This is a genomic window from Kineococcus aurantiacus (genome assembly GCF_013409345.1).
In the GTDB taxonomy this organism is placed as follows: domain Bacteria; phylum Actinomycetota; class Actinomycetes; order Actinomycetales; family Kineococcaceae; genus Kineococcus; species Kineococcus aurantiacus.
In genome coordinates this window covers 550,585-566,663 of the sequence record NZ_JACCBB010000001.1, presented here as the reverse complement: position 1 = coordinate 566,663, position 16,079 = coordinate 550,585, and the positions used below count along the sequence as shown (strand labels likewise).

The window sequence follows — 16,079 nt, the reverse complement described above, 5'->3', positions numbered from 1 at the left end:
CGCCCGCTCGGTCGCCCTCAGCGGGCCGGCACCGACGGTCGACGCCGACCAGCGCGGCGAAGCTGCTGCAGGAGGTTCGACGCCGCCGTGTCCCAGCGGTACCCGGCAGCGTTGGACCGGCCGGCCGACACCAGCGAGCGGCGCAACTCGTCGTCGGCGTACGGACCGCTCAGCCGTCGGACCTGCTGCGCCCACGCCGCTGCATCACCCGGCGCGGCGAACAGCGCTGCCTCCGCGCCCACCTCGCGGAAGACGGGGATGTCGCTGGCGACGACAGGGGTGCCGGCGGCCATCGCCTCCAGCATCGGCAGACCGAAACCCTCCACCAACGACGGGTACACCAGGGCGTCGGCCGTCGCGTACAGGCCGGGCAGGTGCTCCTCGGGGACGAAGGGCACGTGGTGCACTCGTCCAGCCACACCCAGGCGGTCGATCACACCCGGTACCTCGTCCGGCAGTCGTGCGTCCACGTTGCCCACCATGACCAGGTGGACGTCAGGAGGCAGCATCGGCAGGGCGCGCACCACCGTGGCCACGTCCTTGTGGGGTCGACGCGCGCCGACGGTGAGCACGAACCGCTCGGGAAGCCCGAGGTCGGCCCGGGCGGTGGCGTCCAGGGGACGAGCCCGGGCGAACTCCTCGGCGACGCCGTTGTGGACGACGCGGTCCAGGGAGACCGGCACGCGGTAGGTCGACCGCAGGGCTTCCGCGGAGGCGCGACTGACCGTGAACACCTCGCTGGTCCTGACCACCGCGGCCGTCAGCGCCATGTAGGGCAGCCGCACACCTGCCGGCGCGAACCGGCGGTCCGCTTCGAGGATGCAGTCGTGCACCAGCACGGCGCGACGCCCGCGCCCCACGAGAGGGGCACCCACGTGGTACGGGTGGAAGACCAGGTCGACACCGGCTGCCCGGGCGGCCCGCCACCACGCCGGAGTCTGCCGCGGCGAGTCCATGCTGAGGTCGAACCGCCGGAGTTCGACGGACGGGAAGGCGGCGAAGCGCTCGACGTCGAAACGCTGCGAACGCTCACCCGAGTGGAACAGCACGAGTTCCAGGTCCGGTTCACGGACCAGTCGCTGGAGGAGCTGGTCGAGGACTCTGCCGATGCCGTGGTACTTGTCAGTCAGGACGCGAGCGTCCACGCCCACTCGCAGGAGCGAACTCGAGGCCGACGTCTGCACCACCGCATCGTAACCGGGGGGTGGAGGCGCCGGAAGAGTGAACTCTCCCGTCGAACCGGGGTGAGGTGCGCAGCCACTCACCGCCGCGACCGAGGAACAGGGAACCTCTCGCGGGTTCGACACCGCCCGAGGTGGACACCCCCGACCGCCCCCACTCACGACGCGTCGGAGTTCGCCCTGACCTCGCCCCCGACCCGGTCGGCCCGGCGTCCGCCGGTGGCGGCCGTGGTTCCTCCCGGACCCCGCGAGCGGCGACGGTCCGGGACGTCCTCCTGCAGCAGGCCGGGGAAGGGTTCCGTCGTGGCGTCGTCCGCGCAGGTCCCGGCTCGACCCGTCGGCCCGCCCCGGCGGGCGACGCCCGGCCCGCGACCCGTGGGGCCCTCCGAGACGCCCTCGGCGGCCAGATCCCGCACGAGCGGTGATCGTCTCGTCCCGAGCTGCCGGGCACGTCCGCTCGGAGCAGGTGGACCGTCGCGCGGCGGTCTGCTCCGGGATCACGCCCGCGTCGCGGGCGACACCCCGACGTCGTCCCGGTGCTCGCGGGACGTGGGTTCGAGCACGGCACCGCCCGCCCGGAGGCGAACCGGCAGGCCCTGAGCCGGCGGGGGACCGTCACGGACGAGGCTCCAGCGGACGCCCACGGAGAAGATGCCTGTCAAGGAGCTGCTCCGAGCCGCCGATGACACGGGAAGTTGACCCCCCCAACTTGGAGTCCCCCCGTGAATCATCGTCGAACTCTCGCTCAGCGTTACACCGCCTCCCTCCGTGGGACGACCCGGCACCTCAAGCGCGCACGCAGTGTGATGGCCGTCTCAGCGCTCACGGCACTCACCGTCCTCGTCGGCGTACCGTCCGCTCAGGCGGACAGCACGCCGCCGGCCTTCGGGACGATCATGACGTCGCCCGACCGGGCCGCGCAGGAGTTCGCCGGTGGGATGCGCACTGCGATGGTCGAGTTGTCCTGGAGGAGCTACGAGCCTCGTCCGGGAGAGTTCAACACCAACTACATCTCCTACAAGAAGGGTGAAGTGCGCAAGCTGCGCGAGGCGGGCCTGAAGGTCAGCCTGGGGCTGGGTACGCACTACGCCCCGGACTGGGTGAAGGCCATGCCCAACAGCGCCCTGGTCGATCAGTACGGGACCAAGTCGTCGTCCGTCAACCTCGTCTTCAACCGCAAGCTGCGCGATGCCGCGAACGTCTACATGAACCGGGTGGACGCTGACCTGGGCTTCGAGAACTTCTACGGTCTGCGGGTCACCTCGGGTGGCAAGTCCGAACTCGTGTACCCGGGCACCGGCAGCTACTACGCCTTCGACGTCAACGCGCAGGGCGGCGCCGACCTGCCGGCGACCATGGCGCGCAACCCGCTGCCCGGCTGGAAGCCCGGCACGACCGGCACCGACCCCGCCCAGGTCCTCAAGTGGAAGAACTGGTACATCGGTGGGCTCGTCGACGTCGCTCGCTGGCAGATGAACCGAGCCGCCTCCCTCGGGTTCCGGGGGCACTACCAGCTGCTCATGCCGGGTTATGGCGCGCGCCCGTCCGCTGTGACCGGGGCGGTCAGCAAGGCGCTGCCCGACGGGATCGTCGGTGTCGGTGCGGCGTGGACCGAGATCGCCGCAGCGTTCAAGGGACGTGGTGACGTGACCCTGTACGCCACCGGGGTGGCGGACAACTCCGGGGGCAACGGGATCTGCCAGTCGACCGACGCGTCCGTGGCGCTCGCCGCCCAGGAAACCGCCTACTGGTCGTCCGCGCGCTGGCTCACCCGCATCGCGCGGGAGAACGGGTTGAAGGTGTCCGGCGAGAACCCCGGGTACAACATGCCCGAGAAGCTGAACGCCCAGTACGTCAACACGTCGTCGACGGGGATGATGAGCGTGGCCGTCTCCATGGCGAAGTCGTGCGACTTCGAAACCTTCTACTGGGCGCACGACAGCCGGCTCTTCGACGGGACCGTGTCGTTCAGCACCTACTCGTCCCGGGTCAAGGCTGTCGGGGGCCAGAACGCCACCTTGGCGTGGCCGTCGGTGCCCTGACGCATCGGCGCTGCTCCGGGACGCCGCGGTGGACGACAGCGGCGTCGACGGAGTGATCGGCGGTGCCCCTGGCGGTCGCGCACCACGGCGACCGCCAGCGGGCCCGCACCTCCCGGGGAGGTGAACACCTACCCTGGGACGGTGTCGACGCAACAGCCCGCTCGTGCGGGCCTGCACGCTGTCGTGCGGCGGTTCGCCCCGGTGGCCGTGCTGGCGATGCTCGTGGGCTGCACCTCCGCGGAGGAGCCGAACCCACCGGGGGAACCCCTCGTCTTCGGGACGCTCCTGTCCATGCCCGAGCGCTTCAGCGAGGAGGCGCGCGCCGGCATCCGCGGCGCCATGCTGGAGCTCTCCTGGCGCGAGGCCGAACCGGCGGACGGTGAGTACGACGAGCAGTACCTGGACGACTTCGCCCAGACGGTCGTCGACGCCCGCGCCGCCGGCCGCACCGTGACGCTGGGCCTGGGACTGCACTACACGCCGGACTGGGTGGGCGACCTGCAGGGGGCGCGCTTCGTCAACGCCGCCGGTGAGCGCTCGGAAGGCACCAACTTCGTCTTCAGCGCGGCGGTCCGGCAGGCCGCCGAAGGGTACGTCCGGCGCGTCGCGAGCGCCGTGGAACTGTCCTCCATCGCGGCCGTGCGCCTGACGTCGGGAGGTGAGCCCGAGGTCCTCTACCCCGGCGGCGGCAGCTACTGGGCCTTCGACGGCAACGCGCTCGGCGGCAGCGGTCTCCCCGAGTCCCTGCGACCCAACCCCTTCCCGTGGTGGAGGCCCGGGACGGGCAGTCGCCTGACGTCCGAGCAGGCCCGCACCTGGGTCGACTGGTACGTCGGTGGACTCGTCGACGTGGTGCGCTGGCAGCGCCGGCTGCTCACCGAGCTGCGCTTCACCGGTGACGTCCAGATCCTGACGCCGGGGTCCGGGGTGCGTCCGAGCCGGCTCGAGGAGGCGTTCCGGTCGAACCTCGCCGACGACCTGCTCGGGACCGGGGCCGTGTGGCAACTCCTGTACGCCGGAGTCCTCGCCGACGAGCACACCGTGGCCTTCATCACGTCGGTGGCGGACTCCTCCGGGAGGAACGACGAGTGCGCGCCGGGGGACGTGGCCGTGCCGCTCACGGACGCGCGCACCGACGGTTGGTCGTCGACCCGGTGGATCACCCGTGTGGCCGCCGAGCACCACCTGCGCGTCAGCGGGGAGAACCCCGGGTACGGGCTGCCGAGGAGGCTGGAGCGTTCCTACCGCGACGGGGAGATGATGAGCGCCGCCTTCCGGCAGGTGACGTCGTGCGGTCTGGAGGGTTTGCACTGGGCCCACGACGCGCAGTTGTGGAACGGCACCGCTGACTGGGAGCAGTACGTCGCCCTGGTGCGCGAAGCTCAGCGGAAGCACCTGAGCGGCGATCGCGGCTGACGCTCCGGGGCGGCGGCCACCGCACCGTCCGCTGGGCGCGTCGGGGAGCACGTCGACGTGCAGCCCGACGTGGACCTCGCAGGTCGGGTCACGGAGTTCGGGGACGTCCCCGCGCCGGACCCGGCCGACCCCCACCCCGACGGGTCGGGGCCTCACCGCCACCCGGTGCGTGGCCTGCGCCCGTGGTCACCGGTGACCCGGTCGTGCAGCAGCAGCCGGGGCCCCGCGGGCGGCGAGCGCAGGCAGGTGCCCTCGTCCGGGGGTGACCGGGACGAGCTGGCCGGCGCCTGGCCGAGGAGGACACCTCCACCGGCCAGGCGAGGACCGTCCGTGGTCGTCAGCCGGGTGGCACCTGGTCAGACGTCGAACCGCGACGCGGCCCGGATCTTGTTCGTGACGTCGAGCGCGGCGACCTTGTAGGCCTCGCTGAGCGTCGGGTAGTTGAAGACGGTGTCGACGAGGTGGTCGACGGTGCCGCCGCACGTCATGACGGCCTGCCCGACGTGGACGAGCTCGGTCGCCGAGGTCCCCACGACGTGCACGCCGAGCAGCTTGCGGTCCTCGGTGGACACGAGCAGCTTCAGCTTGCCGTGGGAGTCGCCGACGATGGCGCCGCGGGCCAGCTCGCGGTAGCGGGCGACCCCGACCTCGTAGGGGACGGCGGCGCGGGTCAGCTCGTCCTCGGTGTGGCCGCAGTAGCTGATCTCGGGCACGGAGTAGATCCCGATGGGCTGCAGCTCGATGAGGGAGTTCACCTGCTCGCCGAAGGCGTGGTAGGCCGCCAGGCGGCCCTGCTCCATCGACGTGGAGGCCAGCGCGGGGAAGCCGATGACGTCGCCGACGGCGTAGATGTGCTCGACCTCGGTGCGGAACTGCTTGTCGACGACGAGGCGGCCGCGCTTGTCGGCCTCCAGCCCGGCCGCGGCCAGGTCGAGGGTATCGGTCGCGCCCTGGCGACCGGCGGAGTACAGCACGGTGTCGGCGGGGATGCGCTTGCCGGAGGCGAGGGTGGTCATGGTGCCCTGCTCGTCGGCCTGGACCTTGACGACGGACTCCCCGAGGCGGAACGCGACGCGCAGGTCGCGCAGCTCGGCCTTGAGCGCCTCGACGATCTCGGAGTCGCAGAAGTCGAGGAAGGCGGGCCGCGACTCCACGACGGTGACCCGGGTCCCGAGGGCGGCGAACATCGAGGCGTACTCGATGCCGATGACCCCGGCGCCCACGACGACGAGGGTCTGCGGGATCTCGGTGAGCTGCAGGACGCCGTCGGAGTCGACGACGCGGTCGCTGCCGAAGTCGACGTCGGCCGGGCGGGCGGGGCGCGTGCCGACGGCGATGACGAACTTGTCGGCGGTCAGGTGCCGCGCGGGCAGGCCGGGGGCCTCGACGACGACGCTGTGCGGGCCGGTGAAGCGGGCCATGCCGTCGTGCAGGTCGACGCGGTTGCGCGAGAGCTGGTCGCGCACGACCTCGGCCTCGCGGCGCATCACGTGGGTGGTGCGGGCCGACAGGTCGGCCATGGTGATGTCGTCCTTGACGCGGAAGTTGGCGCCGTAGACGTCGCGCACGCCCATGCCGGTCAGGTGGACGACGGCTTCGCGCAGCGTCTTGGACGGGATCGTCCCCGTGTTGACGCAGACACCGCCCATCATCGACCCGCCGTCGACGAGGGCGGCCTTCTTGCCGAGCTTGGCCGCGGCGATGGCCGCCTTCTGGCCGCCGGGACCGGAGCCGAGGACCAGGAGGTCGTAGTGGTCGCGCATACCCACCACTATCGGCACGCGGGGCCCCGAACTCCACCGATGTCACGAGAACGAAACACGGCGGGTCCCCGTCGGGCCGGTGACCGGGCCGGGGGCCGGGGTCCCTCAGCGGCCCCGCCCGACCCGCCACCCCGGCTGCGAACGTTCCCAGAAAGGTGCCCCCCGGACCTTCCCCCGGTCGCCCGCCGTGGCCTAGCGTTGCCCCCGGCAAGCGACCCGATGAAGCGTCCGGAGGAACCGCCCCGTGCCTGCTGCGACCCCACCCCTCAACGTGGCCGTGCTCGGCTGCTGGCACGTCCACGCCAAGGACTACGCCCGCTCCGCCGCGGCCCACCCCGGCACCACCCTCGTCGCCGTCTGGGACCGCGACCCCGAGCTGGGCCGCCCCCTGGCGCAGGAGTTCGGGGTCGAGCACACCGACGACCTCGACGCCCTGCTCGCCCGCGACGACGTCCACGCCGTCACCGTCACGACCGAGACCACCGCGCACACCGAGGTCATCTCCGCCGCGCTCGCGGCCGGCAAGCACGTGTTCACCGAGAAGCTCCTCGCGCCGACCGTCGAGGAGTGCGAGCGCCTGATCGCCCTGGCCGCCGACGCCGGGCTGGCGCTGGTCGTCTCGCTGCCGAGGCTCTACCACGGGTACGCGCTGGCGGTCCACGAGGTCCTCGAGTCCGGCAGCCTGGGCCCGCTGACCTACGCCCGCGTCCGGCTGTCCCACGACGGCGCCGTCCACGGCCGCGACCACGGCGAGGGCGGCTGGCTGCCCGACCGGTTCTTCGACCCCGTCCCCAGCGTCGGCGGCGCCCTCACCGACCTCGGCTGCCACCCCGTCTACCTGACCCAGTGGTTCCTCGGCGCCGACCCGCGGACGGTCCGCGCGGTCTACGCCTCGCTCACCCCCCGCGCCGTCGAGGACCACGCCGTCGTCACCGTCGGGTACGACGACGGCCGGATCGGCGTCATCGAGGCGGGTTTCGTCAGCAACGACGCCTTCACGATCGACGTCCACGGCACCGAGGGGTCGATCCACTACACCGACCAGGACGCCCGGCTGTGGCGCCGCTGGCCCGACGGGAAGGTCGAGGACCTCGAGGTGCCGGCCGACGCCCCCGACGCGTTCGGGCAGTGGGTCGGGCACGCCGTGGACGGCACCCGCGCGATCGACAACCTCGAACGCGCCGTCGAACTCACCCGCCTCGTCGTGCGGGCCAACACCGCTGCAGGAGGATCGAAGTGACCAGGACCGTCAACGGCACCGTCAGGGTCGGGCTCATCGGCGGCGGCGGGATCACCCGCGCGCACGTCCGGGGTTACCTCGCCCACGCCGAGAAGATCGCGGTGGCCGCCGTCGCGGACGTCGTGGAGGAGGCCGCGAACACCCGCGCCGCCGAGCTCGGCGCGAAACCCTTCACCGACTACCGCGAGATGCTGGCGAGCGCCGACGTCGACGCCGTCGACATCTGCCTGCCGCACCACCTGCACGCCGACGCGATCGTCGCCGCCGCCGAGGCCGGCAAGCACGTGCTGTGCGAGAAACCCCTGTGCCTGACGGCCGAGGAGGCCCGCCGCGTCGCCGAGGCGGTCCGCGCGAACGACGTGACCCTCATGTGCGCGCACAACCAGTTGTTCTTCCCCTCGGTGGCCAAGGCCAGGGAACTGCTGGACGCCGGGCTGCTCGGCACGGTCTACGAGGTCCGCACGACCGACAGCTTCCACAACGACTTCGACCCCGAGAACATGGGGTGGCGGGCCAGTGCCAAGACCAGCGGCGGCGGTGAGCTCATCGACACCGGCTACCACCCGACGTACCTGCTGCTGCACCTGGCGGACGCGCAGCCCACGGAGGCGACGGCCTTCCTGTCCACGCACCGGCTGAAGTTCATGGAGGGCGAGGACTCCGCGCAGGTCCTCGTCCGCTTCGCCAACGGCGTCGTCGGGCAGATGGTCACGAGCTGGGCGTACGACCCGGCGCCGGGCACCGAGAAGTTCTCCGTCGTCGGGGAGCTGGGCTCCCTGACGGGCACGGCGGACTCGGTGACCTACCAGCTGCGCAGCGGTGAGGAGGAGACGTTCACCTTCCCCGCCACCGACGCGTTCGTCGACGAGATCGGCGCGTTCGCGGACTGCCTGCGCGAGGGCACCCGGCCGCTGCACACCGAGGTCGAGGGCATCGCCGTCCTCGGCGTCCTGCTCGCGGCCTACGAGGGGGCGCGCACCGGCACGGTGGCGAAGGTGCTCTCGATCTGATCCCGGTCCCACCGGCCCCGTCGGGGTCGGTGGTCCCCCGTGGTGGACGAACGGTTGCCTGCGAGGGCCCACGAGATGCTCCCCGGGGCCCTGCCCGTCGTGGACGGCCGGCTGAGGCCCTCGGAGGCCCGGGGGAGGGGTGTGATGGGCCGCTCCCCGGACACGGCGCCCAGCAGCGCCCCAGGCGCGGGACCGGTCGCCGAGCAGCTGGGGCAGGACCAGGGCGCTGCCGCGCTCGGCCAGGCGGTCGGTGGAGCCGCGCGCCCGGTCGGCCGCGGCCGCCGACCCCGAGGCCGTGACGTGCGCCGGCCGGGTCCGGCCCAGGTCCAGCAGGTGGTCGGCGACCAGGCGTCCCGCGCCGGCGCCGTCGGTGGAGGACCAGGGGTCGGCGGGGTCGGCGGACAGGGCGTGGGCGTGCACGGCCGGGACCTGCAGCCCGGCGGTCAGGGGCTGCGGGGGCTGCTCGGGGCCGTCGCCGACGACGGGCAGACCCTCGGTGCGCCGCGAGCGCAGCCGGCGGGTGGTCTCCGGCAGCGCCTCGGGGTGGCCCTCGGCGTCGTGGTGCAGCACGGCGGTGCCGGCGGCCGGCTGGGTGAGGACCCCCACGGTGCGGCTGACGCCCTGCTCGGGGAGCCGGCCCGGGCGTCGGGGACGAGGTCCGGCTCCTGGGCCGCGGCGAGGACGCGGGCACGGGTGTCCGACGGGACCCGGCCACCACCCCGACTCGCCGACCAGCCCCGCCGCCCGGCCCCCGTCGCCCGGTGGCTCGTCCTCCGCGGCGACCGCGCTCGCCCGCACCCGGGGGCGGGGCGGCGCGCGGACTCCCGGCCGCGGCCCTCACCCCCGGCGCTGAGCGCCGACCCCCGGACCCGGGTGGGCGGGTCGGCGGGGCCCGTCCGGTCTGGGAGAATCCTCCCGTGACCGAGCCGACGACCCTGGCCGACCTCCCGCTGCGCGAGGACCTGCGCGACGAGCACCCCTACGGCGCGCCCCAGCTCGACGTCCCCGTCGTCCTCAACGTCAACGAGAACCCCTACCCGGTCGCCCCGCAGATCGTCGCCGACATCGCCGCGGCGGTCGCGCAGGCCGCCGCCGGGCTGAACCGGTACCCCGACCGCGAGTTCCTCGACCTGCGCGCCGACCTCGCGGCCTTCCTGCGCACCGAGTCCGGCGCCGACCTGGCCCCCGAGCAGGTCTGGGCGGCCAACGGGTCCAACGAGGTGATGCTGCACGTGCTGCAGGCCTTCGGCGGCCCGGGCCGCACCGCGCTGAGCTTCGCCCCGACGTACTCGATGTACCCCGAGTACGCACGCGACACCCTCACGACGTGGGTCACCGGCCACCGGGAGACCGACTTCACGATCGACCTCGACCACGCCCGCGAGCAGATCCGCCTGCACCGGCCGTCGGTGGTCCTGCTGACCAGCCCGAACAACCCGACGGGGACCGCGCTGCCGCTCGCGACGGTCGAAGCCGTCCTGGAGGCCGCGGGGAACGCGGTGGTGGTCGTCGACGAGGCGTACGGGGAGTTCCGCCGCACGGGCACCCCCAGCGCCCTGGAGCTGCTGCCCCGGTACGGCAACCTCGCCGTCAGCCGCACCATGAGCAAGGCGTTCTCCCTCGCCGGCGCGCGCGTGGGGTACCTCGCGGCGTCGACGGCCTTCGTCGACGCGCTGCGCATCGTGCGGCTGCCCTACCACCTCTCGGCCGTCACCCAGGCCACCGCCCGGGCTGCGCTGAAGCACTCCGCGACGCTGCTCTCGACGGTCGACGAACTGCGCACCCGCCGCGACGAGACCGTCGTGTGGCTGCGCGGCAACGGGTTCGAGGTGGCCGAGTCGGACGCGAACTTCGTCCTGTTCGGGCGCTTCGAGGACCGGCACGCCGTCTGGCAGGGTCTGCTGGACCGCGGGGTCCTCATCCGCGAGACCGGCCCGGCCGGCTGGTTGCGGGTCACGGTCGGCACGGCCGACGAGATGCAGCAGTTCCGTACCGCACTCCAGGAAGTGGTGGGTCAGCAGTGAGCCGTACCGCGCGGATCGAGCGCAGCACCAGCGAGTCCAGCGTCCTCGTCGAACTCGACCTCGACGGGTCCGGGACGACGCGGATCGACACGAGCGTGCCGTTCTACGACCACATGCTCACGGCGCTGGGCAAGCACTCCCTCATGGACCTCACCGTCCGCGCCAGCGGCGACACCCACATCGACGTCCACCACACCGTCGAGGACACCGCGATCGTCCTGGGCCAGGCGTTCCGGCAGGCGCTGGGCGACAAGTCCGGCATCCGCCGCTTCGCCGACGCGACCGTACCCCTGGACGAGGCGCTGGCCCACGTCGTCGTCGACGTCTCCGGCCGCCCCTACTGCGTGCACGAGGGCGAACCGGCCGGCCAGGAGTTCCACCTCATCGGCGGCCACTTCACGGGGTCGCTGACCCGGCACGTGCTGGAGAGCTTCGCCTTCCACGCCCAGATCTGCCTGCACGTGCGCGTGCTCGCCGGCCGCGACCCGCACCACGTCGTCGAGGCCCAGTTCAAGGCCCTGGCCCGCGCCCTGCGCTACGCCGTCGAGCCCGACCCCCGCGTGCAGGGGATCCCCTCCACCAAGGGTGCGCTGTGACGCGCGTCGTCGTCCTGGACTACGGGTTCGGCAACGTCCGCTCGGCCGTGCGCGCCCTCGAGCGCGTCGGCGCCGACGTCGAGCTGACCTCCGACCGCAGGACGGCCCTGGAGGCCGACGGCCTCCTGGTGCCGGGGGTCGGGGCGTTCGCGGCCGTCAACGCCGGGCTGAAGGCCGTCGGCGGGGACACCATCGTCGACCGGCGCCTGGCCGGCGGCCGTCCCGTGCTGGGGATCTGCGTGGGCCTGCAGGTGATGTTCGAGACCTCCACCGAACCGGGCGAGGGCCTGCCCGACGGGCTGGGCCAGTGGCCCGGGACCGTCGAGCGCCTGCCCGCCGAGGTGGTCCCGCACACGGGCTGGTCGAAGGTCCAGCCCCCGGCCGGTTCGCAGCTGTTCGCCGGCGTCGAGGACGAACGGTTCTACTTCGTGCACTCCTACGCGGTGCAGCGCTTCGAGATGGTCGACACCACCGACGGCCGGGTCCCGCTGCCGCAGGTCACCTGGGCCCACCACGGCACCCGCTTCGTCGCGGCCGTCGAGAACGGGGCGCTGACGGCCACCCAGTTCCACCCGGAGAAGTCCGGGGACGCCGGGGCCCAGCTGCTGCGGAACTGGGTCGACACCCTGGGCTGAGCCCGGTCGGGGGGCGGGGCGGACCCTCGTAGACTCGCCCCCCGTGACCAGCGAGAACACCACCCCCACCCGGCGGCTCGAGCTCCTGCCCGCCGTCGACGTCGCCGACGGCCAGGCCGTCCGCCTCGTCCAGGGCGAGGCCGGCAGCGAGACCTTCTACGGCGCACCGCTCGAGGCGGCCCTCGCCTGGCAGGAGGCCGGCGCCGAGTGGGTGCACCTCGTCGACCTCGACGCCGCCTTCGGGCGCGGCTCGAACCGCGAGCTGCTCGCCGAGGTCGTCGGTCGCCTCGACGTCGCCGTGGAGCTGTCGGGGGGCATCCGGGACGACGCCTCCCTCGAGGCGGCGCTGGCGACCGGCTGCCGCCGGGTGAACCTGGGCACGGCCGCGCTGGAGGACCCGGACTGGACGCGCGCGGCCATCGCCCGGCACGGCGACCGCATCGCCGTGGGCCTGGACGTGCGCGGCACGACGCTGGCCGCGCGCGGCTGGACCCGCGAGGGCGGTGACCTGTGGGAGGTCCTGGCCCGCCTCGACGCCGACGGCTGCTCGCGGTACGTCGTCACCGACGTCACCAAGGACGGCACGCTGCGCGGCCCCAACGTCGAGCTGCTGCGCGAGGTCACCTCCCGCACGCAGGCGCCCGTGGTGGCCTCCGGCGGCATCTCCAGCCTGGAGGACCTGCGGGTGCTGCGCGAGCTGGTCGACGCCGGCGTCGAGGGCGCCATCGTGGGCAAGGCGCTGTACGCGGGGGCCTTCACGCTGCCGCAGGCGCTCGACGTGGCCGGCCGGCCCTGACCGCCGACCCCCGGCGCACGGACTCCGCCGGCGTCCCGTGGGCCGGCCGCACGCTGGAGCCCAACGCCTTCGCCCACGACGACGGGTCCCGCCCGGCGGCGCTGGAGCAGGCACTGCGCGCGTGGGCCGCGACGGGGGAGGACCTGCTGGCCCGGGTCCACGCCGAGCGCGCCGTCGTCGCGGCGCTGGCGGGGGGCCGGGTGTTCGCCCCCGTCGTGGCCGAGCTCGGTGAGCTCGACGCGCACGGCGGCGACAAGAGCGCCGACATGGCGCTGGCGCTGCTGACCCAGCCCGACGGCCGGCGCGGCCTGCCGCTGTTCACCGACCTGGCGGCCCTGACGGCGTGGCGCGCCGACGCCCGCCCGGTGCCGGTCCCGGCCGAGCAGGCCGCGCTGTCGGGTGTGCAGGAGGAGTGCGACGTGCTCGTCCTGGACCCGGCCGGCCCGGTGCGCTTCGTGGTGCGCCGCAGCGCCTTCTGGGCCCTGGCGCGCGGTCTGGCGTGGATCCCCGCGGCCCTGGACGCGACGGTCGCCGCGGCCGTCGCGGACGCGGTGGCCGACCTGCCGGTCGTGCGGGGCACCCGCTGCGAACCCGGCCGCGGTGCCGAGCTGCGGGTCGTCCTGGGGGTCGTCCCCGGCCTGGACCGGGCCGGGCTGGACGACCTGCTGCGGGTCGTGGGGGAGCGGCTGGCCGGCGGCCTCGTCGCCGAGCGCGCCGAGTCCCTGGAGTTCCAGGTCCTGCCGGCCTGAGCGGTCCCCCCGCGCACCGGTGCGCGGGGGGACCGCTGCCCCCGGGTGGGCCCGGGGGCGGGTTCAGGAGGCGACGGGCGTGTCCGGGCCGTCGGCCGGGGCGTCCGCGGCCTCCTGCGCGCTCGCGTCGGCGGCGACGGTCTGCTCGCGCGCCTTGATCGTCGTGTAGGCGCCGAACCCGGCGGCGGCCAGGGCCAGCACGGTCGTCCAGCGCTTGTTCAGGACGTGGCCGGTGGCCTCGTCGAGGCTGATCCGCCCCGGCCCGCCGACGGCCAGCGCCGCCGAGGACAGCCCCAGGACCGCGGGCAGCTCCAGCCCGCCGTCCGTCGCGAAGAACCCGTTCGGCTTGTGCACGAACGAGGCCGCCGTCATGGCGGCCGCGGCCAGCGCACCGCCGACCGGGGTGGCCAGCCCGAGCGCGAGCAGCGCGCCGCCACCGGCCTCGGAGGCGCCGGCCAGGACGGCGTTGCGCTTGCCGGGGCGGAAGCCCATGGCGTGCATGGCACCGGCGGTGCCTTCGAGGCCGCCGCCGCCGAAGGCGCCGAACAGCTTCTGCGCGCCGTGCGCCATGAGCGTGCCGCCGATGCCGAGGCGCAGGGCCAGCAGGCCGAGGTCGTTGTTCGCCACGAGGGTCCTCCAGTGCGTGCGGGTGCTTGCGAGTTCAAAGGTGCGGGGTCATTCGACCACCCCGGGCCCCTGCCCGGTGCGGCGGGGCGCGAAACCCGCGGGCGGGGCGGGTGCGGCGGCTGCCAGAGTGCTGGGGTGTCCTCCGCTCCACCCCGCCCCGCTCCGCCCCGCGCCCCCCGCCTCGCCCGCGCCGTCGGCCCCTACCGCGACGTCCTGGCCGTGCGCGGCGTCGTCGTCCTCGAGCTCGTCGGCTCCCTGGGGCGGGTGCCGGCCTTCATGGCCGGGATCGTCTGCGTCCTGCACGTCGTGCAGCACCTGGACCGGGGGTACGGCGCGGCCGGCCTGGTCGGGGCGGTCGCCACCGTCGGCACGGCCGTCAGCTCCCCGTGGCGCGGGTGGGTCGTGGACCGCTACGGGCTGCGCCGGGCCCTGGTGCCCTCGATCGCCGCGCAGGCCGTCTGCTGGTCGGTCGCGCCCTTCGTGCCCTACGCGGGCCTGCTCGTGACGGCCTTCGTGGCGGGGACGCTGGGGCCGCCCGTCTTCACCGTCGTGCGCCAGTCGCTGGCCGTCGTGGTCCCGGCCGAGCGCCGGCGCACCGCCTTCTCGCTGGACGCCGTCCTCGTGGAGTTCTCGTACATGGTCGGCCCGGCCGCCGGGACGGCGGTGGCGCTGGCCTGGTCGACGACGGCCGCGATGCTCGTCGTGGGCGCCGCGCAGTGCCTGGCGGCGATCGCGATGTTCGTGCTCGACCCGCCGTTGCGCAGCGAGCCGGTGGCCCCCGGGGAGGCCGGGCCGCCGGTGCGGCACGGCGTGTGGACGACGGCCCTGCTGCTGGCCATGGCCTGCGCCTTCGCCGCCGACCTGGTGCTGTCGGCGACCGACCTGGCCGTGGTCGCCCAGCTGCGCGAGGAGGGTCAGGTCCGCTGGACCGGGCTCGTGCTGGCGGTCTGGGCGGCCGGCTCGGTCGTGGGCGGCCTCGTGCACGGCGTGCTGCCGCGGCCGGTCCCGCCGTGGCTGCTCGTGGTCCTCCTGGGCGCGGCCACGACGCCCCTGGCGCTGCTGCACGGGCCCCTGGCGCTGGCCCTGGGGACGTTCGTGGCGGGCCTGTTCTGCGCCCCCGTCATCAGCGCCACCGTCGACCTCGTCGCCCACGGCGTGCACGAGTCGGTGCGGGGGCGGGCGATGGGCTGGCACGCCGCGGCCACCACGGTCGGCGCGGCCCTGGGCGCCCCGCTGGCCGGGGCGGTCAGCGACGCCGCCGGGACGGGCACGCCGTTCCTCGTGGTGGGGGTGGCCGGGGTCGTGGCCGGGGCGGCGACCGCCGTGGTCGCCGCCCGGGTCCACCTCAGACCACGCTTCCCGTGAGCCGCTCCCCGGGGCCCTTGCCCGGTTCGTCGGGCACGTCGGAGGCCTCGCGGAAGGCCAGCTGCAGCGAGCGCAGGCCGTCGCGCAGCGAGCGCGCGTGCTGACCGCCGATGTCGGGGGCGGAGGTCACGACGAGCCCGGCCAGGGCCGTGATGAGGATGCGGGCCTCGGCCAGGTCCAGGTGCTCGCGGGCGTCGGGCCCCTCGGCCAGCCCGCACTTCACGGCGGCCGCGCTCATGAGGTGCACGGCGGTCGTCGTGATGAGCTCGGCGGCGGGGACGTCGGCGATGTCGCGGGCGGCGAGGGCGCCGGGGTCGGCGGGCGCGCCGTCGCCGGGGGTGGTCTGTGACTGCATGCTGGTACTCTTGCAGGCGACCGACCGGCACGCGTCACCCGATCCCCCCGCGGGACCGGGCGTCCGCGGGGCCGGCACGCCAAGCGGAGGCCTCCTCCCACCCCGGTGCCCACAGCGCCGCGGGTCCCGGTCCGCGCTCCTCCCCGGAGGAGCGCTGCGGCGCCCGTCGTCGTCGTGCTCCCCGTGAGCGCGCCGTGGACGTCAGGTGCCGTCGGATCCGGCCAGGCCTCCGTCGCGCGTCCGCGCACGGGGGCCTTCCTCGTGTCCGGCGGCCTCGACG

15 protein-coding genes are annotated in these 16,079 nt (G+C 74.3%); 10 read left to right on the top strand and 5 right to left on the bottom strand.

Features of this window, described 5'->3' with window-relative positions:
• Positions 1-17 precede the first annotated feature (17 nt).
• Positions 18-1,145 (bottom strand): glycosyltransferase, encoded by a 1,128-nt coding sequence (locus BJ968_RS02745; protein WP_179749000.1) that lies wholly within the window; start codon positions 1,143-1,145, stop codon positions 18-20.
• A 194-nt stretch (positions 1,146-1,339) separates the two neighbouring features.
• Positions 1,340-1,597: a hypothetical protein gene (locus BJ968_RS02740; RefSeq protein ID WP_179748999.1), complete on the bottom strand. Its 258-nt coding sequence runs from the start codon at positions 1,595-1,597 to the stop codon at positions 1,340-1,342.
• A 480-nt stretch (positions 1,598-2,077) separates the two neighbouring features.
• Between BJ968_RS02740 and BJ968_RS02735 the strand changes: the two genes are divergently transcribed.
• Complete coding sequence (locus tag BJ968_RS02735) at positions 2,078-3,223, top strand: hypothetical protein (protein WP_179748997.1); 1,146 nt, start codon at positions 2,078-2,080, stop codon at positions 3,221-3,223.
• A 141-nt stretch (positions 3,224-3,364) separates the two neighbouring features.
• Positions 3,365-4,639: a hypothetical protein gene (locus BJ968_RS02730; protein WP_179748995.1), complete on the top strand. Its 1,275-nt coding sequence runs from the start codon at positions 3,365-3,367 to the stop codon at positions 4,637-4,639.
• A gap of 356 nt (positions 4,640-4,995) precedes the next feature.
• Here BJ968_RS02730 and sthA read toward each other — a convergent pair whose 3' ends face one another.
• Positions 4,996-6,408: a Si-specific NAD(P)(+) transhydrogenase gene (sthA, locus tag BJ968_RS02725; protein WP_425491561.1), complete on the bottom strand. Its 1,413-nt coding sequence runs from the start codon at positions 6,406-6,408 to the stop codon at positions 4,996-4,998.
• Between the two features lie 238 nt (positions 6,409-6,646).
• Between sthA and BJ968_RS26270 the strand changes: the two genes are divergently transcribed.
• The 7 genes from BJ968_RS26270 (at position 6,647) to BJ968_RS02690 (ending at position 13,452) form a co-directional block, all read left to right on the top strand.
• Complete coding sequence (locus tag BJ968_RS26270; RefSeq protein WP_343077773.1) at positions 6,647-7,642, top strand: Gfo/Idh/MocA family protein; 996 nt, start codon at positions 6,647-6,649, stop codon at positions 7,640-7,642.
• Positions 7,639-8,652: a Gfo/Idh/MocA family oxidoreductase gene (locus BJ968_RS26265; RefSeq protein WP_179748991.1), complete on the top strand. Its 1,014-nt coding sequence runs from the start codon at positions 7,639-7,641 to the stop codon at positions 8,650-8,652. Before BJ968_RS26270 ends, BJ968_RS26265 begins: the two co-directional genes overlap by 4 nt.
• Before the next feature lie 917 nt (positions 8,653-9,569).
• Positions 9,570-10,676, top strand: coding sequence for a histidinol-phosphate transaminase (locus tag BJ968_RS02710; RefSeq protein ID WP_179748989.1), 1,107 nt, complete (start codon positions 9,570-9,572; stop codon positions 10,674-10,676).
• Positions 10,673-11,272, top strand: coding sequence for an imidazoleglycerol-phosphate dehydratase HisB (gene hisB / locus BJ968_RS02705; protein ID WP_179748987.1), 600 nt, complete (start codon positions 10,673-10,675; stop codon positions 11,270-11,272). The genes BJ968_RS02710 and hisB overlap by 4 nt, the downstream gene beginning before the upstream one ends.
• The gene (gene hisH, locus BJ968_RS02700; RefSeq protein WP_179748985.1) at positions 11,269-11,907 is read left to right on the top strand and encodes an imidazole glycerol phosphate synthase subunit HisH; all 639 of its coding nucleotides are present in this window, start codon (positions 11,269-11,271) and stop codon (positions 11,905-11,907) included. Before hisB ends, hisH begins: the two co-directional genes overlap by 4 nt.
• Positions 11,908-11,950: 43 nt before the next feature.
• The gene (gene priA / locus BJ968_RS02695; protein WP_179748983.1) at positions 11,951-12,703 is read left to right on the top strand and encodes a bifunctional 1-(5-phosphoribosyl)-5-((5-phosphoribosylamino)methylideneamino)imidazole-4-carboxamide isomerase/phosphoribosylanthranilate isomerase PriA; all 753 of its coding nucleotides are present in this window, start codon (positions 11,951-11,953) and stop codon (positions 12,701-12,703) included.
• Positions 12,700-13,452 (top strand): SseB family protein, encoded by a 753-nt coding sequence (locus tag BJ968_RS02690; RefSeq protein WP_179756102.1) that lies wholly within the window; start codon positions 12,700-12,702, stop codon positions 13,450-13,452. The genes priA and BJ968_RS02690 overlap by 4 nt, the downstream gene beginning before the upstream one ends.
• A 63-nt stretch (positions 13,453-13,515) precedes the next feature.
• Here BJ968_RS02690 and BJ968_RS02685 read toward each other — a convergent pair whose 3' ends face one another.
• On the bottom strand, positions 13,516-14,079 hold the full coding sequence (locus BJ968_RS02685) for a DoxX family membrane protein (protein ID WP_179748981.1): 564 nt from the start codon (positions 14,077-14,079) through the stop codon (positions 13,516-13,518).
• Positions 14,080-14,214: 135 nt separating this feature from the next.
• Between BJ968_RS02685 and BJ968_RS02680 the strand changes: the two genes are divergently transcribed.
• Positions 14,215-15,444 (top strand): MFS transporter, encoded by a 1,230-nt coding sequence (locus BJ968_RS02680; protein WP_179748979.1) that lies wholly within the window; start codon positions 14,215-14,217, stop codon positions 15,442-15,444.
• On the opposite strand, the gene BJ968_RS02675 is transcribed toward BJ968_RS02680, so the two are convergent.
• Positions 15,425-15,799 carry a DUF1844 domain-containing protein gene (locus BJ968_RS02675; RefSeq protein WP_179748977.1) on the bottom strand — a complete coding sequence of 125 codons (375 nt, stop codon included), beginning with the start codon at positions 15,797-15,799 and terminating at the stop codon, positions 15,425-15,427. The genes BJ968_RS02680 and BJ968_RS02675 overlap by 20 nt on opposite strands.
• Positions 15,800-16,079: the final 280 nt, after the last annotated feature.

Coding starts and splice junctions, on each gene's coding strand:
- BJ968_RS02735 (WP_179748997.1), top strand. CDS start 2,078: ATGACGTCGCCCGACCGGGCCGCGCAGGAGTTCGCCGGTGGGATGCGC.
- BJ968_RS02675 (WP_179748977.1), bottom strand. CDS start 15,799: ATGCAGTCACAGACCACCCCCGGCGACGGCGCGCCCGCCGACCCCGGC.